Genomic DNA, 20,358 nt, shown 5'->3' with positions numbered 1-20,358 from the left:
CGTGGCCGTTCCCAAGCGCCGGATGTCCCGTTCCAATACCCGGTCGCGGCGCAGCCAGTGGAAGGCCGTCGCGCCTACGCTGATCACCTGCCCCAACCGGGCCTGCGGTCAGAAGACCCCGCCGCATATCGCGTGCCCGTCCTGCGGTACCTACAAGGGCCGCCAGGTCGCCTCGGCCGTCTGATCCCCGGTCGACCATTGACCGCGGGCAAGGACGAATCCGGCGAGCGGCCGGATCATGCGAGTTTGCTCGCCGCCCTGGGTGTCGAGATTTCGCCCGAGCTGCTCCGGCTGGCGCTGACCCATCGCTCGTACGCGTACGAGAACGGTGGGCTGCCGACCAACGAGCGGCTCGAATTCCTCGGCGACTCGGTACTCGGTCTGAGTATCACCGAGCGGCTCTATCACGAGCATCCGGAGAAATCCGAGGGTGAGCTGGCGAAACTGCGCGCAAGCGTGGTGAATATGCACGCGCTGGCCGAGGTCGCCCGAGCGTTGGGCGAGGGCGGCCTGGGCGTGCATCTGCTGCTCGGCAAAGGTGAGGAACTCACCGGTGGCCGGGACAAGCCCAGCATCCTGGCCGACGGGATGGAATCGCTGCTCGGCGCCGTGCATCTCGAGCACGGTATCGATGTGGCGCGGGAGGTCGTGCTGCGGCTGTTCGCCGATCTGCTCGAACGCGGGCCGCGGATGGGTGCCGGGCTGGATTTCAAGACCAGCCTGCAGGAGCTGACGGCCGAACGTGGTCTCGGCGTGCCCAGTTACGAGATCACCTCCACCGGGCCCGACCACGACAAGGAATTCACCGCGACCACGGTGATCGCCGGCAACGCCTACGGACAGGGCGTCGGGCGGTCGAAGAAGGAAGCCGAGCAGAAGGCGGCGGGGGCGGCCTACCGCGCGCTGACCGGCGAATCCTGAGGTGCCCGAACTTCCTGAGGTCGAGGTGGTCCGCCGCGGCCTGACCGAGCACCTGTGCGGCCGGAGCGTACGTTCGGTCACCGTCACCCATCCCCGTGCGGTGCGCAGGCATATCGCCGGCGCCGCGGATATGGTGGGCCGGCTGACCGGTCTGACGGTCGCCGAAGCCCGGCGGCGTGGCAAATACCTGTGGCTCACCTTCGACCATCCCGGCGGGGATCCCGCCGAAGACGCGCTGGTCGTCCATCTGGGGATGAGCGGGCAGATGCTCGTGCAGCCCGCGGACGCGCCGGTGGAGAAACACGCGCATATCCGGGTGACCCTCGACGACGGCCGGGAGCTGCGGTTCGTCGATCAACGTACCTTCGGTGGCTGGGTGCTGGCGCCGCTGGTCGAGGTGGAGGGTGATCTGCTGCCCGATCTGCTGGCCCATATCGCCCGCGACCCCCTCGATCCGCGGTTCGACGCCGAACGGGTGGTCGCGGTGCTACGCACCAAACGGACCGAGATCAAACGGGTGCTGCTGGATCAGACGGTGGTCTCCGGGATCGGCAACATCTACGCCGACGAAGCCTTGTGGCGGGCGCAGATCCACGGCGGCCGGACCGCGGCCGGGCTGAGCCGGCCCGTCCTGCGGCGACTGCTCGCCGAGGCCGCGGCGGTGATGAACGACGCGCTGGCCGCGGGCGGGACCTCGTTCGACGCGCTGTATGTGAACGTGAACGGCGAATCCGGCTATTTCGAGCGCGCGCTGGCGGTGTACGGGCGCGGTGACCGGCCCTGTCCGCGCTGTGGGGCGATGATCGTGCGGGAGAAGTTCATGAACCGCTCGTCGTTCTCGTGCCCGCGCTGCCAACCGGCCGCGCGACGCCGGAAATCCGTGTCGTAGGACCTCTCGCGCGGCACCCGGCGAGGGGTTACGGTTTTCTCGGGCAAGATCACCAACCCGGTAGGCCTGGGAAGGACGGTATGCGCAAGCTCACCTATTTCGTCGCCGCGACCATCGACGGGTTCATCGCGACCGAGGACGGGACCGTCGATTTCTTCCCGGTCGGTGGCGACCACGGGCCCACGATCACCGCGCAGTACCCGGAGACCCTGCCGTCGGAGGTGCGCCGGGCACTCGGTATCGACGCCCGCAATGCCAATTTCGACACCGTGATCATGGGCCGCAAAACCTATGACTTCGGTGTGCGCACCGGCACGTCGAGCCCGTACGCGCATCTCCGTCAGTTCGTCGTGTCCACCACGCTGACCGCGCCGCCGGACCCGGCGGTGGAACTGATCGGCGCCGACCCGCTGGCCCGGGTGCGTCTACTCAAAAGTGAGCAGGGTCCGGGTATCTGGTTGTGCGGTGGTGGTGCACTGGCCCAGGAACTGCTACCGGAAATCGACCAGATCTTCCTGAAACTGCATCCGATCGTGCTCGGTCGTGGGCGGCCGCTGTTCGGCGCCGGGCCGCGGCTGCCCGAGCCCGCGGAGTTCCGCATCATCACCAGTCAGGTCTTCGACGACGGGGTGGCGTTCCTCAAATACGGAAGGGCCCGCTGAGCGGTGTCCGGCGAGGCGTCCGAGACCACCGCACGGCGGCCCGCGCCCGGGCCGGTGGCGGCGTTGCGCGAGATCGGGTTCTGGCTGGAGCGGAGCCGGGAGAAGACGCACCGGGTGAAGGCATACCGGCGGGCCGCCGATATCGTCGCGGGCCTCGACGCGGACCAGGTGCGCCGGCGGGCGGCGGCCGGAACCTGGCAGGAGCTGCCGGGAATCGGTCCCAAGACCGCCGCGGTGATCGAGGAAGCCTACGCCGGTGTGGTGCCGCGGTATCTCGCCGAACTACGCGCGGCCGCGAAACCGATCGGGCCCGAAGGCGCGGAGCTGCGGTCCCGGCTGCGGGGTGATCTGCACACCCATTCGGACTGGTCCGACGGCGGGAGCCCGATCGCGGAGATGATGGGCTGCGCGGCCGCCCTCGGGCACGAATACTGCGCGCTGACCGATCATTCCCCGCGGCTCACCGTGGCCAACGGGCTGTCGGCGCAGCGGTTGCGCCACCAGCTCGAGGTGGTCGCCGAACTGAACGCGGAGCTGGCGCCCTTCCGGATCCTCACCGGCATCGAGGTCGATATCCTCGACGACGGCGCGCTGGATCAGGACACCGAATTACTCGCCGAACTCGATATCGTCGTCGCCAGTGTGCATTCGCGGCTGCGCGACGACCGCGACACCATGACCCGCCGCATGGTCTACGCGGTGGCGAACCCGCACGTGGACGTGCTCGGGCACTGCACCGGCCGTCTGGTCGAGGGCGGGCGCGGCACTCGGCCGGAATCGCAATTCGACGCCGAAGTCGTCTTCGAGGCCTGCCGCCGCTACGGGACGGCGGTCGAAATCAACAGCCGGCCCGAACGGCAGGACCCACCGGAGCGGCTGATCCGGCTCGCCGACGAGATGGGTTGTGAATTCGCCCTCGATACCGACGCGCACGCCCCCGGTCAGCTGGACTGGCAGGGTTACGGGTGCGCCCGCGCAACGGCCTGTGAAATATCGCCGGACCGGATCATCAACTCCCGCCCCCTCGACGACTTGCTGGAGTGGACGCGCACCGGAAATAGCTGAGCCCGAGTACGAGAAGTCCAGCGGGACATTGCGCGCGTAGTGCGTCGCGGACGTCGATGACGGGACGATGAACGGTTCCCGAACTCTTCTCCGCCCTACTCGGTTCGGTGCCCCGATGGCCAAAGATGAAGCGTGATGGGTGGATTCGGGGTGGTTACGGCCGGTGGGTGAACTGCTGTTCAATATTGTGCTCCCGCTCGCCGGTATCGCGATTCCGATGGGCGCGTTCCTCTGGGAGTTCGTGTTCGTCGGGCGTAAACGGCTCGGCTGGCGCGTGCAGATGGACACCCCGGTCACCGGTGAGGCCGAATCGGGGCATGCCGGGGCGCTGCGGCAGTTGCGGCAGACCGCCGACGGCTCCGAACGCAACCTGCAGGATTTGTCGGTGGTACTGGTCCGGATCGAGAACAACGGTGCGACAACCATCGATGCGGCCGATTATGTGACCGGGCAGAACGGTCAGGCGGGGCTGCATCTGCATTTCCCGCAGCGCCGGGTGATCGGGATGGCGGTCACCGAACTCAGCAACCCCGGCCTGGCCGTCTGTTTCGAACCGGACTCCGGTTTCGGTCATCGCGAACTCAGCGGGCAGAACGTCGGCGTCATCGACCTGCCGAAGGTGCCGCTGAACCGTTCCGACCACTACAAGATCCTGGCCACCCTCGAACGGACCACGGGCACCGGCGAATATCCCGAACCCACGATGCAGGGTGTGGTCACCGGCGGTGGTATCGCCAAGACACAGGGACGTTCCGGCGCCTCGGCGCTCATGCTGGTGCTGATCGGATTCCTGGTCACCGTGATCGCGGCCATGACGGTGCTCAACGTTCTGGAATCCGACGCCGCGCCCAGCGGCTGTGCCACCGGCAAGCTCACGGTGGTGGGGTCCACGGCGTTCGAAAGCGTGCTCCGGGAAGCGGGCGACCTGTACGAGAAGACCTGCCCCGGCGCCGACCTCGACTACGAGTTCGAGGGCACCGACCGCGGGATGACCCGGGTGAGCGACGAACGCGGCCGCGACGGCACCCTGCTCGCGATCGGGGACGCGCCCCACGGTGCCGACTATCCGGGCCTGGTGCAGCGGCCGCTGGCGCTGTCGCGGTTCACCGTGGTCGTGGACCCGGACACGCGGGTCACCGGGCTCACCACCGAGCAGATCCGGGCGCTGTTCCGCGGCGAGGTGACGAACTGGCAGGCCGTGGGCGGTGCCGACCTGCCGGTGCGGGTGGTCAACCGGTTCGCCGGGTCGGGCACCCGCTGGAACTTCGAGAACCGGCTGCTGGGGTCGGGGCAGCCTGCCGAACCCGGTATCACCTGCAACCAGCTCGAGCGCAGTGGCGGACCGGGCCGCTGCCAGACCTTGACCACCGACGATGTGCTGGCCGAGGTCGCCGAGATGCCGGGAGCTGTCGGCTACAGCGAATACGCCGATGCCGCGGACACTCCGGACGTGGCCGCCGTAAAAATCGACGACCGAACCCCGACGCGCGAGAATATCGCCGATGCGAGCTACCCGTTCTGGGGTGTGGAGTACGCGTTCTCCTACGGCGATTTCCCGCCGGGATCGGTCGGCGCGAGCTTCGTGCGGTTCCTGCTCTGGGAGGGCGGCCAGGATGTGATCCGCCGCTACGGGAACCTGCCCTGCGAAGAGGTCGCCGACCGGTCGCGGTGCTATTCGTAACCGCGGTTTCGCACGGTGACCGGGAGCCACGCCGGTAGCCGTCCGCGCGCCCGCTCCACCGGGTGGAAACGAGGCGTAAAGATAGCGCAAGCAGTGTGTTTCGCCCGAGTCGGCAGGGGTAGTTTTCCCCTCGCACCGCCGCTGAGCGCAGCCGGAAAACCCGGCGACGGCGGCCGGTGGGGGGGGGGGGGGGGGGGGGCGGGGGGGGGGGGGGGGGGGGGGGGGGGGGGGGCGCCCCCCCCCCCGCCCCCCCCCCGCGCCGGGGGGCGCGGCGGCCGCCCCCCCCCCCCCCCCCCCACGGGCCGATCTGCGTCGGAATCGACCCGCATCCCGCGCTGCTCGAGTCCTGGGGGCTGCCCGACGACGCGAACGGCCTGGAAACGTTCGCCGAGATCTGTGTGGAAGCCTTCGACGGAGTAGCGGCGGTGGTCAAACCGCAGGTCGCCTTCTTCGAGGCCTACGGCTCGGCGGGTATCGCGGTCCTCGAACGCACCGTCGAAGTGCTCCGGGCCTCCGGAACCCTGGTCCTGGCCGACGCCAAACGCGGCGATATCGGGTCCACCATGGCCGCCTACGCCCGCACCTGGCTCGCCGACGGGCCGCTGGGGGCGGATGCGGTCACGGTGTCGCCCTACCTCGGGTTCGGCGCGCTCGGGCCCGCCCTGGACCTCGCCCGCGCCAACGGACGCGGTGTATTCGTCCTGGCCGCCACCTCCAACCCGGAGGCGGCGCGGGTGCAGCGGGCGCTCGTGGACGGGCGCACGCTCGCCCAGACCGTGGTCGACGCGGCCGCAGAAGCCAACGAGGGCCCGGGGCCGGGCTCGGTCGGGGTCGTGATCGGCGCGACACTCACCGAGATCCCCGACCTCACCGCACTGAACGGTCCGATCCTGCTGCCGGGGGTCGGGGCACAAGGTGGCACCGCGGCGGCGGTGCGCGCGCTGCTCCCGGAAGCCCTGTGGCCCGCCGCGCTGCCGAACGTCTCGCGAGATGTGCTGGGTGCGGGGCCTTCGGTGACGGCTCTGCGGGACCGCCTGGCGGCTTTTCAAGAGGAGTTCGCTTTCCTGCGCTGATACGCGGTGTCCCGCGGGCGGAACCACGGCTGAGGAGCCGGAACCACGGCTGATCTTCACCGTGGTTCACTTCGTTCCCGGTAGGCCGGGCGCGGAGGTGTGTCGCGGGTGCGGTCGTGGACGACGGGATGCCCGGCCCGCCCGTGCAGAGGTGCGCAGGCAAACCCACCGAAGAGGTGCTGTGTTTTTTGGCGCGCCTTCGGCGCGCGGGGGGGGGGGGCCCCGGCGGCGGCCCGGTGTTTCGGGGGGGGGGGGGGGTGGGGGGGGGCACGGCTGTGGGTGAACCCCGGGGTAGCTTGCTGGACTCGGCGTCGTAGTGGCGTGACGGAGGGCTGTGGGTGAAGCCCACCGGTGTCTCGACGGGCTTGGCGCCACTGTTTGGTTGCGTTCGGTCTCGGGCCGTGGGGCATGGGCGCTCCGAGTGTTTGTCTGGGCTCGGGGTTGCCGGTTGCGTCGGCTTCGGGGTCAGGGGTCCCCATCCGGCCTCGGGGGCTCGGTGCCGCGGCTCGGGCCGTCGGTCTCGATGCGGGTTGCGGGCGGGTTTCGGGGGATTCGGGGACGGTGAAACAAGGGCTGTCACGTCGTCGCGGGTCGTGAAAACGTGTTCCTGCGAAAAATTTCCAGAAAATTCCTGGTAGGGCGGCTGGAGGGTAGCGGGGCTGTGGATAACCGCGGTGGTTATCTCACCGCAAATGGTGGAGGTTTGCCGAAAAGCCCTGCTGGAAAGGTATTTCGCGATGCGAGCGCGGTGCGGAAGGGTGTTGGCAAGCGGGCGCGCGGACACCGTAGCAAGGGGGCGTTACGGGGTCCGATTCATGCCCTGACCTGGGGGGTGGGTTCGCAATCCGGGGGCGTCGTGGGTACGGTCGCTGAGACTGCCGGGTAGTTCGGCAGGTTTTGATGCAGAACGATGAGACGGAGGAACCGTGGCCCTTCCCCAGCTGACTAGTGAGCAGCGGCAAGCTGCTCTGGAGAAGGCGGCTGCCGCTCGCCGTGCTCGGGCGGAGCTCAAGGATCGCCTGAAGCGCGGCGGCACCGACTTGAAAGAGGTCCTCGGCCAGGCCGAGACCGACGAGATCATCGGCAAGATGAAGGTGCGCGCACTGCTGGAAGCCCTGCCCAAGGTCGGCAAGGTCAAGGCCGAGGAGATCATGACCGAGCTCGAGATCGCGCCGACGCGTCGGCTCCGTGGTCTCGGTGATCGCCAGCGCAAGGCGCTGCTCGCCAAATTCGATCTCGGCGCCTGACACCCTCGGTGATCGAGAACATGACGAAGGGTCGGCTGGTTGTACTGGTCGGCCCCTCGGCCGTGGGCAAGTCCACCGTGGTGCGCTGTGTCCGCGAACGGCTGCCGGAACTGGTTTTCAGCGTGTCGGCGACCACCCGGGATCCCCGTCCCGGTGAAGTCGACGGCCGCGATTACCGGTTCGTCAGCCGGGCCGAGTTCGATGCGATGATCTCCGCCGGTGATCTGCTCGAATGGGCCGATATCCACGGTGGACTACAACGGTCGGGGACCCCGGCCGCCCCGGTGCGGGCCGCCTTGTCGGAGGGGCTGCCGGTACTGATCGAGGTAGACCTCGCAGGCGCCCGCTCGATCCGCCGGGTGATGCCGGAAGCCGTACTGGTGTTCCTCGCGCCGCCCAGCTGGGAAGAGCTGGAGAACCGGCTGCGCAGCCGTGGTACCGAATCACCCGAGGTGATCGAACGCCGGCTGCAGACCGCGCGGGTGGAACTCGCCGCACGTGACGAGTTCGACACCGTGATCGTGAACGACACCGTGACCAGCGCCTGTGCGCAGTTGGTATCGTTGTTCGTCAGCACGAATTCCAATTCGTAGCCCGTTGCGCGGCCCGTGAGGCGGCCGCGCAGCCGAGCCACCGACCCCGCAGGAGCTTCCTCAGTGAGCAGTACGGATATCGCCGCGCCCGCCTACGACACCCCGGTCGGCCTCACCAACCCGCCGATCGACGAGCTGCTCGACCGCACCTCGTCCAAGTACGCGCTGGTGATCTACGCCGCCAAGCGTGCCCGTCAGATCAACGACTACTACAACCAGCTCGGTGACGGCATCCTCGAATACGTCGGCCCGCTGGTGGAGCCGCTGCCGCAGGAGAAGCCGCTGTCGGTCGCGATGCGCGAGATCCACAGCGATCTGCTCGAGCACACCGAGGGCGAATAACCCCGCTCACCGGGTGAACGGCCGATAGGGCAGGAGGCGCGCGATGGCGCGGGTAGTTGTCGGGGTGGGCGGCGGTATCGCCGCGTACAAGGCGTGCGCCCTGGTGCGGCGGTTCACCGAAACCGGTCATACGGTCCGGGTGATCCCCACCGAGGCGGCATTGCAGTTCGTGGGCAAGGCAACCTTCGAGGCGCTGTCCGGCCACCCGGTGCACACCGGGGTGTTCGCCGACGTACCGGAGGTGCCGCATGTGCGGCTGGGGCAGGAGGCCGAGCTGGTCGTCGTCGCCCCGGCCACCGCCGATCTGATGGCCCGGGCCGCGCACGGCCGCGCCGACGATCTGCTCACCGCGACCCTGCTCACGGCCCGATGTCCGGTGCTGTTCGCGCCCGCTATGCACACCGAGATGTGGGAGCACGCGGCCACCGTCGCCAATGTCGCGGCCTTGCGCGCGCACGGGGCGACCGTGATGGAACCCGCGTCGGGCCGGCTCACCGGTGCCGATACCGGCCCCGGCCGGCTGCCCGAACCCGAGGAAATCTTCGGACTGGCGTCGCTGTTGCTCGAACGCGCCGACGCGGTACCGCGCGATCTGGCCGGTAAGCGGGTCGTGATCACCGCCGGCGGGACCCGGGAACCGCTCGACCCGGTGCGTTTCCTCGGCAACCGCAGCTCCGGGAAACAGGGTTACGCGCTGGCCCGGGTCGCCGCCCAGCGCGGTGCGCAGGTGACGCTGATCGCCGGCAACACCATCGAGATGGCGCCGCCCGCAGCGGTCGACCTCGTGCACATCACCACCGCCGAACAGCTCAAGACCGCGGTCGACAAACACGCGGTCGGTGCCGACGCGGTGATCATGGCCGCCGCGGTCGCCGATTTCCGGCCGTCCTCGGTGGCCGCCGCCAAGATCAAAAAGGGTAAGGACGAACCCGACAGCATCGCGTTGTCGCGGACCGAGGACATCCTCGCGGGGTTGGTACAGGCGCGCCGCGAGGGACAGTTGCCCGGCACCGCCATCGTCGGTTTCGCCGCGGAAACCGGCGACGAGGACGGCGATGTCATCACCCACGCTCGCGCCAAACTGGCCCGGAAGGGCTGCGATCTGCTGGTGGTCAACGCGGTGGGCGACGGTAAGGCGTTCGAGGTGGACACCAACGACGGCTGGTTGCTCGGCGCCGACGGCAGCGAACAGGCCCTCGATCACGGATCCAAGGCCCTACTGGCCAGCCGTGTCCTCGATGCCCTGGGCCCGCTCCTCCGTGAGCGCGCCGCGGCGGGCAGCGGTAGCGGGGCTTGATCGCGCGGGCCTGAGGAGACCGTCGCGGACGGCCACCGGACCCTGCTCGCCGGGGCTCTGCGCCCCCGTGTGAACAGCGCATAACGAACCGTGCACCACCGGCAAGGCCTGGGCAACTACACCGGGGAATAGCAGTCCGGGCGAACCGCTCGCGAAGACAGTGGGCAGCCTGCCCCCGATGACCGGTCCACGGCGGATCTGCCCGGTCGATCGGATCACCGTGATCGGAACCCTTGCCTTCGCCGGTGGGCCCCCGTACTGGTTGTGCGGGCCGGTCGGGCCGGATACCGCCGTAGGCGTTCCGGCGGGGCCGCATCCGGGCCGGAACCCGTCCGGTGTGGTGTCGGGAACCACAAACCCGCCGCGCGTTCTAATAGTCTGGGAGTCCAGGGTCGCGACCGGAGCCGTGCGCTACGGTCCATATCCGGGACACGAGTAACCGTTGAGGAAGAGGGAAACTGTGCGCACGTCCGGTAGCCGGCTATTCACCAGTGAGTCCGTGACCGAGGGTCACCCGGACAAGATCTGTGATGCCATCAGCGATTCCATCCTCGACTCCCTGCTCGCCCAGGATCCGCGCAGCCGGGTCGCCGTGGAAACCCTCGTGACCACCGGTCAGGTGCACGTCGCGGGCGAGGTCACCACCGAGGCGTACGCGGATATCCCGCATATCGTGCGCGAGAAGATCCTGGAGATCGGATACGACTCCTCGGCCAAGGGTTTCGACGGCAACTCGTGCGGTGTCAATGTGGCGATCGGGGCCCAATCGCCCGATATCGCACAAGGTGTCGACACCTCGCATGAGGCGCGGGTCGGCGGCTCCGATGACGAGATCGAACAACAGGGCGCCGGCGACCAGGGCCTGATGTTCGGTTACGCCAATACCGACACCCCGGAGCTCATGCCGCTGCCGATCGCACTGGCGCACCGCCTGTCCCGCAAGCTCACCGAGGTCCGCAAGACCGGCGTGCTGCCGTATCTGCGGCCCGACGGCAAAACCCAGGTCACCATCGAATACGAGGGTGACCGCGCGGTCCGCCTGGATACCGTCGTCGTCTCGACCCAGCACGCCGCCGATATCGATCTCGACAATCTGCTGGCGCCCGATATCCGGGAGAAGGTCGTCGAAGCGGTACTGGCCGATATCGATATCCCGGACCTGGACACCTCCGATATCCGGCTGCTGGTCAACCCCACCGGCAAGTTCGTCCTCGGCGGCCCGATGGGCGACGCGGGCCTGACCGGCCGCAAGATCATCGTCGACACCTACGGTGGGATGGCCCGCCACGGCGGCGGCGCGTTCTCCGGCAAGGATCCGTCCAAGGTCGACCGCTCGGCCGCCTACGCCATGCGCTGGGTCGCCAAGAACGTGGTTGCCGCGGGCCTGGCGGAAAAGGTCGAGGTGCAGGTGGCGTACGCGATCGGCAAGGCCGCCCCGGTGGGCCTGTTCGTGGAGACCTTCGGCACCGAGAAGGCCGATCCGGCCCGGATCTCGGCGGCCATCACCGAGGTGTTCGATCTGCGCCCCGGCGCCATCATCCGCGACCTGGACCTGCTGCGTCCGATCTACGCGCCGACCGCGGCCTACGGGCATTTCGGCCGCACCGATATCGACCTGCCCTGGGAGCGCACCGACCGCGCGGACAAGCTGCGCGCCGCCGCGGGTCTGTAGGTCCGCGTCGCGCGTGCCCCGAACTGCCGCCGACACCCCCGGTGACGCCGAGTCGCCGGGGGTGTCCGCGCGTTCGAGGACGCCGGCTACGGCGCGGCCGGCGAAGAAAACCGTTCCGGCCGGGCAGCCACCCGTTTCGCATCCGATCGCCCGGGTCCTACCGCTGCTCACCCCCGCGCACCTGGACCGCGACTTCGACTACCTGGTGCCTCCGGAACTGGACGAGATCGCCCGGCCCGGGGTGCGCGTCCGGGTGCGTTTCGCCGGGCGGTTGGTGGACGGCTATCTGCTCTCCCGGCACACCGAATCGGAGCATCCGGGCAAACTGGTCCGGCTGGAGCGCGTCGTCTCTGCCGAACAGGTGCTCACCCCGGAGATCCTGCGGCTCGCCACCACGGTGGCGGCGCGCTGCGCCGGCACCCGTGCCGACGTCCTGCGCCTGGCGATCCCGCCCCGGCACGCGCGAGTGGAGAACGGCGGGCGCGGGAAGAACGAGCCGGGCGAAGTCACCCGGGCGGCACCTGACGAAATGGGGCCACATCGGCCACCCGGCCCGGCCCCCGCGTCCGATGCCGAGCCGGCTGGAGGCTGTGCAGGCCCCCGGCCGGCGGCTCATGCGGGTACTCCTGTCGACGACGTCCGACCGCCGTTCGAGGCCGGCCGGCCAGCGCAAGGTACCGAGCAGAGCGGGGGAGACGCCCGGCAGATGCCGGACCGGGTGCCGTCGATAGGAGGCGCACCCGAGGGGACATGCGATAGATCGGTCGATGCATCTGTCGCTGTGGTCCGGCGGGAGACGGCCGGGGAGCCGGGCGAGAAGACAGAGCACGCGACCGAACCCGCGGAGACAAGCGATTCGGCGGGCGTGCAGCCGGATCGATTCGAGCAGGGGGCAGCGGGTGTCGAAGGGCGGTCCGGCCGGCCGCGAGACGATGCCGGAGCTGTTCCGGCAGGCGTGGACGTCGCGGCGTGGCGACGGTATCGGCACGGCGAATCCTTTCTCACCGCTCTCGCCGGCCGCCGTGGTGCGCGCGCGGCCTGGCAGGCGCTGCCCGGCGAGGATTGGGCGCGCCGGCTCGCCGAACTCGCCGCGATCGTCGTTGCCGGCGGGCGGAGCGCGATCCTGATGGTTCCCGATCAGCGCGATCTCGACCGGGTGCTGCGGGAATGCCATTCGCTGGTCGGTGACGCGGCGGTCGGCCTATCGGCCGGGCTCGGCCCGGCGGCGCGTTACCGGCGCTGGCTGGCAGTGCTCCGCGGAACCGCGCGGGTGGTCGTCGGCACCCGCAGTGCTGTCTTCGCGCCCGCGACGGACCTGGGGCTGATCGCGCTCTGGGACGACGGCGACGACACCTACGCCGAACCCCGCGCGCCCTACCCGCACGCACGGGACGTGGCGATGCTGCGGTCACACGACACCGGTGCGGCGTTCGTGGCCGCCGGATTCGCCCGCACCGCGGAGGTGCAGGCGGTGGTGGAATCGGGCTGGGCACACGATCTGCTCGCCGACCGGGCCACCGTCCGGGCGGCGTCACCGCGGATCGGGGCGCCCGGAGATTCCGAGGCCGCACTCGACCGCGACCCGATCGCGCGCGCGGTCCGGATTCCCGCCGAGGCCTTCGCCGCCGCCCGGCGGGCACTGGCCGCGGGCGAAGCCGTCCTGGTGCAGGTGCCGCGGCGCGGTTACGTCCCGGCCCTGGCATGCACCAAATGCCGGACCCCCGCCCGCTGCCGGCGCTGCGTCGGGCCGCTTTCGTTGCCGGAGGGCCCTGCGGATCCGTCTGCGCAGGTCGCGCATAGTCCGGCATGCCGGTGGTGCGGCCGTACCGAGGCCGCCTTCCGCTGCCCGGCCTGCGGTGGGCGGGTACTGCGTGCCGTGGTCATCGGCGCCGCCCGCACCGCGGAGGAACTGGGCCGGGCCTTCCCCGGAGTGCCGATCCGTGGCTCGAGCGGCGCCGCGATGCTGGATACCGTGCAGCCCGGTGCGCAGGTGGTGGTGGCCACTGTCGGGGCCGAACCGCTACTGACCGGCGGTTACGGGGTCGGCCTGCTCCTCGACGGCTGGGCGCTGCTCGGGCGCGCCGACCTCCGGGCCGCCGAGGACACGCTGCGCCGCTGGCTGGGTGCCGCGGCTCTCGTGAAAGCCGGGGGCCGCGTGCTGGTGATGGCGGACCCGGCCGTGCCGACCGTCCAGGCGTTGCTGCGCTGGGATCCTGCGGGGCACGCTGCCGCCGAACTGGCCCAGCGGGCGGAGGTCGGATTCCCGCCGGCGGCGCGTATGGCCGCGGTCGACGGAACCCCCGACGCGATTTCCGAACTCCTCGCCGTCACCGATCTCCCGGCCGAGGTGGAGGTGCTGGGTCCGGTGCCGCTGCCTCCCACCGCCCGCAAACCGTCGGGATCGCGTGCCGAGGACGAGCGGGGGAGTGCGGTGGAAGTGGAGCGGGTGCTGTTACGCGCTCCGCGGTCGCAGGGGGCGGCGCTCACCCGTGCGCTCACGGCGGCGCAGGCAGTCCGCAGCAGTCAGCGGACCGAGGCCCCCGCGCGGATACAGATAGACCCCCTCGACATCGGCTGAGCTGGATCCATGTCGCCGCCTCCGGCGGCGGCTTTTGCGACGGAATATTCGAGAGTGGGTTGTGTTGGATAGATTGACGATATATCGTCGATGCTATGCAAACCGATCGAGTAGCTCAGGAGGCTGCAATGGAGAACATGGATATGCGCAAGGAGCGATTGCGCTGGGCCCGTCGCCACGGTCCGGACGCCGAGCGTGGGGGCCGTCCCGGCTTCCGGCACGGTGGTCCGCCCGGATTCGGCGGTCCCGGTTTCGGCCCGGGTTTCGGGCGCGGGTTCGGCCCCGATTTCGGGCCGGGCTTCGGCCGCGGCCGGGGTCGCGGCGGCCGCGGCAGGCGCGGTGATGTGCGGGCGGCGATTCTGCTCCTGCTCGCCGAACGTCCGATGCACGGTTACGAGCTGATCCAGCAGATCCGGGAACGCAGTGACGATCTGTGGCGTCCCAGCCCGGGGTCCGTGTATCCCGCACTGTCCCAGTTGGAAGACGAGGGATTGATCACCGTCGAGAAGGTCGCCGGCCGGAAAACCGCGCAACTGACCGAGACAGGTGTCACCCATGTCGCCGAACATCGCACCGAACTCGGCGATCCGTGGGCCGAGGTGAAGGAGGGAGCCGGTGCGCACACCGGCGATCTCCGCGCTCTCATCGGGGCGCTCATGGGGGCTGCCGCGCAGGTCGCGGCGGTCGGCACTCCGGAACAGGCCGCCAAGGCGGCCGAGGTGCTCACCGAATCCCGGAAAGCCTTGTACCGCATCCTCGCCGACGACGAGGAGACCGGGAAGTAACGGGGTGATCAAGACCTCGTCCCCCGGTGTTCCCGCGCGGCGGCAGGGTGGAAGATTATGTGGTGAAACGATTTCGACGGTGGATGGGACGGCGCGGCGTGGGGGACGGCGTGCCGTCCCGCCGCCTGCTCACCGTCGCGGTCGCACTGGCTGGGTCGGTGCTGCTCGGGACAACGACCGGCACCGCCCAACCTCCCGGCTACCTTCCCCCGGAAGTACCGACCGAGTGGGCGCCGCCGCAGCCCGACCACCTCGGCGCGGTGCTGTACATGAAGAATCACCCCGCCGCGGTGCCCCGGGGAGCGAACGATTTCGGTTGTGTCCCGGACGCGGCGCATCCGCGCCCGGTGATCCTCGCCCACGGCACCGACGCGAGCGCCTACACCGACTGGTCGGCCATCGGGCCCCGGCTGGTGGACGCGGGTTACTGCGTTTTCGCGCTGAACTACGGCGGTAAACCCGGGGCCACCAGTTTCGGCACCGAGGACATCGTGCTCAGTGCCCATCAGATCGCCGGATTCGTCACCGCGGTGCGCGCCGCCACCGGGGCCGCTCAGGTCGACCTGGTGGGTTTCTCGCAGGGCGCCAATGTGACCCGGTACTACATCAACAAGCTCGGGGGTGCGCCCGCTGTCGGCACCTGGGTCGGTCTCGCCTCGCCCAGTTACGGCGGGGTGATGTACGGGCTGGTACCCGCGGCCCAGCAGATTCCCGGCGCGCTGGCCCTCGCCGAAAAGGTGATCTCGGTGGCCGCGGTGCAGCAGGCGGAGGGGTCACCGTTCATGCTCGAGCTGAACGCCGGTGGCGATACGGTGCCCGGCGTCCGGTACGTCACCATCGGCAGCCGGGTCGACGAGATGATCCAGCCGTTCGGCAATATCGCGCTACGCGGCCCCGGCGCGGAGAACATCGTGATCCAGGACCGCTGCCCGGCGGATCTCACCGGGCATTTCCATATGGTCTACGACCCGTTCGTGGCGCAGCTGCTGCTCGGGGCGCTGGACCCGCGGCATGCGCCGAGCCCGGTATGTCTGCCGGTCGCGCTCGGCACCGGTATCCCGCAGGTCGTCATCGGCGGCAATATCTGAACGGTTCGGCGAATCCGCACGTGGCGGACGGCGGCGAGCCGGTCCGGGGCCGGCGGCCGTGTGTGCGTGCGGGCGGATCCGCGCCACCTAGAATGGAGACTTTCCTGCCTTCTCATGTCCTCGGGAGCCCACTGTGACCGTCCAGTCCGTCCGCCTGTTCGGCGATCCGATCCTGCGAGCCCGCGCGAGCGAGGTGACCGATTTCGGCCCCGAACTGCGGCAGCTGGTAACCGATCTGACCGACACCATGTACGACGACGGCGGGGTCGGGATGGCCGCGCCGCAGATCGGGGTCGGCCTGCGGGTATTCGTCTACGACACCGGTGACGCCCGCGGCCACCTGATCAACCCGGTCTGGACGGCGCTGGACGACGAGGAACAGATCGGCCCGGAAGGCTGCCTGTCCATCCCGGGGGTCAATCACGATACGCGCCGGGCCATGCGGATCCGGGCGAGCGGGGTGGATATGACCGGTGCGCCCGTCGAGTTCACGGCCGAAGGGCTGCTGGCCCGCTGCGTGCAGCACGAAACCGATCATCTCGACGGCACCTTGTTCATCGATCGGCTGGATCCGTCAGCCCGCAAACAGGCCATGCGCACCATCCGGGAATCCGACTGGTTCACCGCGGGGATCACCGTCCGGCCGAGTCGCGCGCTGGCCGAGCGGGACCGCTGATGCGGATCGTTTTCGCCGGCACCCCCGACCCCGCGGTTCCCTCGCTGCGCCGGTTGATCGCCTCCCGGCACGAGGTGGTCGCCGTGCTGACCCGTCCGGACGCCGTGGCCGGCCGCGGCCGCACACTGCAGCGCTCACCGGTCGGGCAGGTGGCCGACGAGCACGGCATCCCCGTGCTCACCCCGCGTAAACCGGCCGATCCCGAATTCGCCGATGCCCTGAAACAACTGGCGCCGGACTGCTGTCCGGTGGTCGCCTACGGCGCCCTGCTGCCGGCCGAGGTACTCGATATCCCGCGGCACGGCTGGATCAATCTGCACTTCTCGCTGCTGCCGGCCTGGCGCGGCGCCGCACCGGTACAGGCCGCTATCGCCGCGGGTGACGAGATCACCGGAGCGTCGACCTTCCGGATCGAGGAGGGGCTGGACACGGGTCCGGTCTACGGTGTGGTGACCGAGCGGATCGCCGTCACCGATACCGCGGGTGAACTGCTCACCCGGCTGGCCGCGAGCGGGGCAGCACTGCTGGAACAAACCTTGAACGGCGTGGAAGACGGTACGCTGCAGGCGATTCCGCAATCCACCGACGGCGTCTCCTACGCGCCTAAGATCACCGTGGAAGCGGCTCAGGTGCGTTGGGACCAGCCGGCGCTCGCTGTCGGCCGCGCCATCCGGTCGGTCACCCCTCATCCGGGAGCCTGGACGACGGTGGCCGGCAACCGGTTGAAACTGGGCCCGGTGGAATTGGTCGAGGAAGTACTGCCGGAAGGGCAGATCGAGGTCCGCAAAGCCGGTGTCTACATCGGCACCGCGACCACCGCGGTACGGCTGGACCGGGTCCAGCCGCAGGGCAAACGGATGATGGCCGCATCGGATTGGGCGCGGGGCGCCCGCCTGGCACCCGGCACGGTGGCCGAATGACCGGCCCCGCCGGGGAGCAGCGGCGGGGATTCCGGCGCCACCCGAAACCCGAACCCGGCGACGGTCCCCGCGATGCGGGTCGCGAATCCGGTACCGGGGCGCGGAGCGGCGCCGATGGAGGTTCCGGCTCGCGTACGAGCCCGCGCGATCGGGGCCGTGAGCGTCCCGGGGATACGTCCCGGGCAGCCGGTGCCGGCGAGCCCCGGAGAGGCGGCGGCCGGGACGAACGCAGCGCCGGGCGGCCGGGTCACGAACGAACGGCCGGCGCACCACCGGGCGGCCGCGGTGCGGACGGCGGTATGGGAGCGCGTTCCGGCGGTGATCGGCAAGGTTCCCGGGGCGCGGGTTCCGGCGTTCGTCGGGAACAGCAAGGACGCGGCGCGGAGCCGGGAACAGATCGCCGCGCCGGTGCCGAACAGGGCCGGAACCGCGGTGGACAGGACCGGGACAATCGCCGACAGGGGTACCGCCCGGGAGCGGGTCGTGGCACCGAGGCGGGCTCCGATCGGTCGGCCGGGCGCCGGGACCGGGAGGCGGGCCGAGGCGGCGAGCGGGGCTCCGGCGATCGCTCACAGGGGGATCGCGCGGCTGCCGGTCGCGGCATCGAGGCGGGTTTCGATCGATCGGGCGGGCACCCGGATCGTGGTCCGAGCCCCGGCGGTGAGCGGGGCCCGGGCGGGCGGCGCGGGGATACCCCGGCACGGACCGGAAACCGGGGGAGCGCCCGGCCGGACCGCGGCACCGGCCGCGGGGGGTACGGGGCCGGCCGAGGAAACAGCGACCGCGGGCGTCCCGGTCCGGGAAAGCAGGGGGCGGGCACCGGCCAGGGGGCCGGCGCGGGCGGACCACGACGCGGACGTGGCGATTCCGCTCGGCATCCGAACCCCGTGGCGGATCCGGCTCGTACCGTGGCGCTGGAGACCCTGCGCGCGGTCCGGGAGCGCGACGCCTACGCCAACCTGGTACTCCCGGCGTTGCTGCGCGAATACTCCGTGCAGGGCCGTGATGCCGCATTGGCGACCGAACTCGCGTACGGGGCGTGCCGCACCCTCGGTGTGCTCGACGCGGTGATCGCCGACTGCGCGGGTCGTGGGATCGAGGAGATCGACGGTCCGCTGCTGGATATTCTGCGGCTCGGCGCCTATCAGTTGTTGCGGACCCGGGTCGAGCCGCACGCGGCCGTGCACACCTCGGTGGAGCTGGCGCGCGCCGAAACCGGTTCCGGTCGTGCCGGTTTCGTCAACGCGGTACTGCGCCGGGTCACCGAGCGGTCGCCGCAGGAGTGGGTGGAGCGGCTGGCGCCCGGTGATCCGATCGGGCGGCTCGGTTTCGAATACGCGCACCCGTCGTGGATAGCGCAGGCATTCGCCGATGCGCTCGGCGCCGACGCGGGCGAGTTGAAAGACCTGCTCGCGGCCGACGACGCCCGCCCGGTGGTGCATCTGGTGGCCCGCCCCGGCGATATCACCGCCGAAGAACTCGCCCTGGTCACCGGCGGCGAGGAGGGGCGTTGGTCGCCGTACGCGGTGTACCTCGAAGGTGGCGACCCGGGCGCGCTGGAGCCCGTCCGTGAAGGGATGGCCGCGGTCCAGGACGAGGGCAGTCAGCTCGTAGCGCTCGCGCTCACCCGCGCCCAGTTGCACGGTGCCGATACCGGTCGCTGGCTGGACCTGTGCGCGGGCCCCGGCGGTAAGGCCGCGCTACTGGGCGCGCTCGCCGCGATCGACGGTTTCCGCGTGGACGCGGTGGAACCGGCCGCGCATCGCGCCGAACTGGTCCGGTCGGCCACCCGCGGGCTACCGGTCGATGTGCATATCGCCGACGGCCGCGCCAGTGGGCTGACCGCCGGTTACGACCGGATCCTGGTCGATGCGCCGTGCACCGGGCTGGGCGCGCTACGGCGCCGTCCGGAGGCGCGCTGGCGGCGCACCCCCGGTGACGTCGCCGAGCTGGTGTCCCTGCAACGGGAGCTGCTGGCCGCCGCGTGGGAACTCCTGCGACCCGGTGGCGTGGTGGTCTATTCGACGTGCTCGCCGCATCTCCCGGAAACCGTTGCGGTAGTGGCGGATACCGTCCGTCGCAGTGGTGCCGAACAGCTGGACGCCCGGGAACTGCTGCCCGGGGTCACCGGCCTCGGCGCCGGTCCCACGGCGCAGTTGTGGCCGCACCGGCACGGTACCGACGCGATGTTCGTGGCCGCGCTGCGGAAACCGCGGTAACGCGAAGGGTCGGACACGGCGCGGGTGGCGACGGATATCCAAGCCGGCCGCCGCCGGTCCGGGCAGACTCGGCGTCATGAGCCTCACCTGGGAGAACGTGGTGCGCCTGGCCACCGAGCTGCCGGAGGTCGCGGAATCGACCTCCTACCGGACCCCGGCGTTGACGGTGGCGGGTAAGAGTTTCGCCCGGTTGCGCTCGGAAGCCGAGGGTGGTCTGGTGCTGCGCTGTGAGATGGCGGAGAAACAGGCCCTGCTGGCCTCCGGCGATCCGGCGTTCTACACCACCGCCCACTACGACGGGTACCCCTACATACTCATCGACCTCGACCGGGTCGATACCGGGCACTTGCGGGAACTGCTGGATGCCGCGTGGTGGCTGGTCGCACCGGCGAAACTGCGCCGGGCCAGGGAGCTGGAGGGTGACGGGTAGTCACCCTGCCCAGGCTCTACCGCGCGCGGGATCGTGGTCGGCACCGGCGGGGGGGGGGGGCGGGGGGGGGGGGGCGGCCCCCGGGGGGGGGGGGGCCGCGGGGGGGGGGGCCGGGGGGGGGGGGGGGGGGGGGGGGGGGGGGGGGGGCCCGGGCGGGCGGGGGGGGGCCCCCCCGGAGCCGGGGTGGCGGACCCAGCGGCAGCCGGGGCCGAGGTAGGCG

At 70.5% G+C, this 20,358-nt stretch carries 19 protein-coding genes; all 19 read left to right on the top strand.

The features are described from left to right. Window position 1: 1 nt before the first annotated feature. The 19 genes from rpmF to QH276_RS06125 all read left to right on the top strand — a co-directional run bounded on the left by rpmF (window position 2) and on the right by QH276_RS06125 (window position 20,138). Window positions 2-184, top strand: a complete 183-nt coding sequence (rpmF, locus tag QH276_RS06215; RefSeq protein ID WP_280402095.1) for a 50S ribosomal protein L32 — start codon at window positions 2-4, stop codon at window positions 182-184. A gap of 14 nt (window positions 185-198) precedes the next feature. Beyond that, the gene (rnc, locus tag QH276_RS06210; protein WP_280402094.1) at window positions 199-921 is read left to right on the top strand and encodes a ribonuclease III; all 723 of its coding nucleotides are present in this window, start codon (window positions 199-201) and stop codon (window positions 919-921) included. Window position 922: 1 nt separating this feature from the next. Next, window positions 923-1,810: a bifunctional DNA-formamidopyrimidine glycosylase/DNA-(apurinic or apyrimidinic site) lyase gene (gene mutM / locus QH276_RS06205; RefSeq protein ID WP_280402093.1), complete on the top strand. Its 888-nt coding sequence runs from the start codon at window positions 923-925 to the stop codon at window positions 1,808-1,810. Between the two features lie 80 nt (window positions 1,811-1,890). After that, the gene (locus QH276_RS06200; protein ID WP_280402092.1) at window positions 1,891-2,472 is read left to right on the top strand and encodes a dihydrofolate reductase family protein; all 582 of its coding nucleotides are present in this window, start codon (window positions 1,891-1,893) and stop codon (window positions 2,470-2,472) included. A gap of 3 nt (window positions 2,473-2,475) precedes the next feature. Beyond that, on the top strand, window positions 2,476-3,537 hold the full coding sequence (locus QH276_RS06195) for a PHP domain-containing protein (protein WP_280402091.1): 1,062 nt from the start codon (window positions 2,476-2,478) through the stop codon (window positions 3,535-3,537). Window positions 3,538-3,700: 163 nt separating this feature from the next. Further along, the gene (locus tag QH276_RS06190; RefSeq protein ID WP_280402090.1) at window positions 3,701-5,218 is read left to right on the top strand and encodes a PstS family phosphate ABC transporter substrate-binding protein; all 1,518 of its coding nucleotides are present in this window, start codon (window positions 3,701-3,703) and stop codon (window positions 5,216-5,218) included. 305 nt (window positions 5,219-5,523) lie between these two features. Further along, entirely contained in the window at window positions 5,524-6,291 is a 768-nt protein-coding gene (gene pyrF, locus QH276_RS06185; protein WP_280397030.1) for an orotidine-5'-phosphate decarboxylase, read from the top strand. 926 nt (window positions 6,292-7,217) lie between these two features. Then, complete coding sequence (mihF, locus tag QH276_RS06180; protein ID WP_280397019.1) at window positions 7,218-7,538, top strand: integration host factor, actinobacterial type; 321 nt, start codon at window positions 7,218-7,220, stop codon at window positions 7,536-7,538. 20 nt (window positions 7,539-7,558) lie between these two features. Further along, complete coding sequence (gene gmk / locus QH276_RS06175; protein ID WP_280397020.1) at window positions 7,559-8,131, top strand: guanylate kinase; 573 nt, start codon at window positions 7,559-7,561, stop codon at window positions 8,129-8,131. Window positions 8,132-8,194: 63 nt separating this feature from the next. Next, entirely contained in the window at window positions 8,195-8,473 is a 279-nt protein-coding gene (gene rpoZ, locus QH276_RS06170) for a DNA-directed RNA polymerase subunit omega (RefSeq protein ID WP_033241620.1), read from the top strand. Between the two features lie 43 nt (window positions 8,474-8,516). Further along, a complete protein-coding gene (coaBC, locus tag QH276_RS06165; protein WP_280397021.1) occupies window positions 8,517-9,770 on the top strand; it encodes a bifunctional phosphopantothenoylcysteine decarboxylase/phosphopantothenate--cysteine ligase CoaBC in 1,254 nt (417 codons plus the stop codon). A gap of 460 nt (window positions 9,771-10,230) precedes the next feature. Next, complete coding sequence (metK, locus tag QH276_RS06160; RefSeq protein WP_280397022.1) at window positions 10,231-11,442, top strand: methionine adenosyltransferase; 1,212 nt, start codon at window positions 10,231-10,233, stop codon at window positions 11,440-11,442. 145 nt (window positions 11,443-11,587) lie between these two features. After that, the gene (locus QH276_RS06155; RefSeq protein WP_280397031.1) at window positions 11,588-14,020 is read left to right on the top strand and encodes a primosomal protein N'; all 2,433 of its coding nucleotides are present in this window, start codon (window positions 11,588-11,590) and stop codon (window positions 14,018-14,020) included. A gap of 128 nt (window positions 14,021-14,148) precedes the next feature. Then, window positions 14,149-14,805, top strand: a complete 657-nt coding sequence (locus QH276_RS06150; protein ID WP_280397023.1) for a PadR family transcriptional regulator — start codon at window positions 14,149-14,151, stop codon at window positions 14,803-14,805. Window positions 14,806-14,888: 83 nt separating this feature from the next. Beyond that, window positions 14,889-15,893 carry an esterase/lipase family protein gene (locus QH276_RS06145; protein WP_432278555.1) on the top strand — a complete coding sequence of 335 codons (1,005 nt, stop codon included), beginning with the start codon at window positions 14,889-14,891 and terminating at the stop codon, window positions 15,891-15,893. Between the two features lie 133 nt (window positions 15,894-16,026). Further along, the gene (gene def / locus QH276_RS06140; protein ID WP_280397024.1) at window positions 16,027-16,569 is read left to right on the top strand and encodes a peptide deformylase; all 543 of its coding nucleotides are present in this window, start codon (window positions 16,027-16,029) and stop codon (window positions 16,567-16,569) included. After that, window positions 16,569-17,489, top strand: coding sequence for a methionyl-tRNA formyltransferase (fmt, locus tag QH276_RS06135; RefSeq protein WP_280397025.1), 921 nt, complete (start codon window positions 16,569-16,571; stop codon window positions 17,487-17,489). Before def ends, fmt begins: the two co-directional genes overlap by 1 nt. Before the next feature lie 887 nt (window positions 17,490-18,376). Further along, on the top strand, window positions 18,377-19,708 hold the full coding sequence (locus QH276_RS06130) for an RsmB/NOP family class I SAM-dependent RNA methyltransferase (protein WP_280397026.1): 1,332 nt from the start codon (window positions 18,377-18,379) through the stop codon (window positions 19,706-19,708). Window positions 19,709-19,784: 76 nt separating this feature from the next. After that, window positions 19,785-20,138, top strand: coding sequence for an MmcQ/YjbR family DNA-binding protein (locus QH276_RS06125; RefSeq protein WP_280397027.1), 354 nt, complete (start codon window positions 19,785-19,787; stop codon window positions 20,136-20,138). The last annotated feature ends 220 nt before the right edge of the window (window positions 20,139-20,358 follow it).

Source organism: Nocardia carnea (assembly GCF_029869215.1).
Lineage (GTDB): Bacteria > Actinomycetota > Actinomycetes > Mycobacteriales > Mycobacteriaceae > Nocardia > Nocardia carnea_B.
The sequence above is the reverse complement of the archived record's forward strand: the minus strand, read 5'-3'. Positions and strand labels throughout refer to the sequence as shown.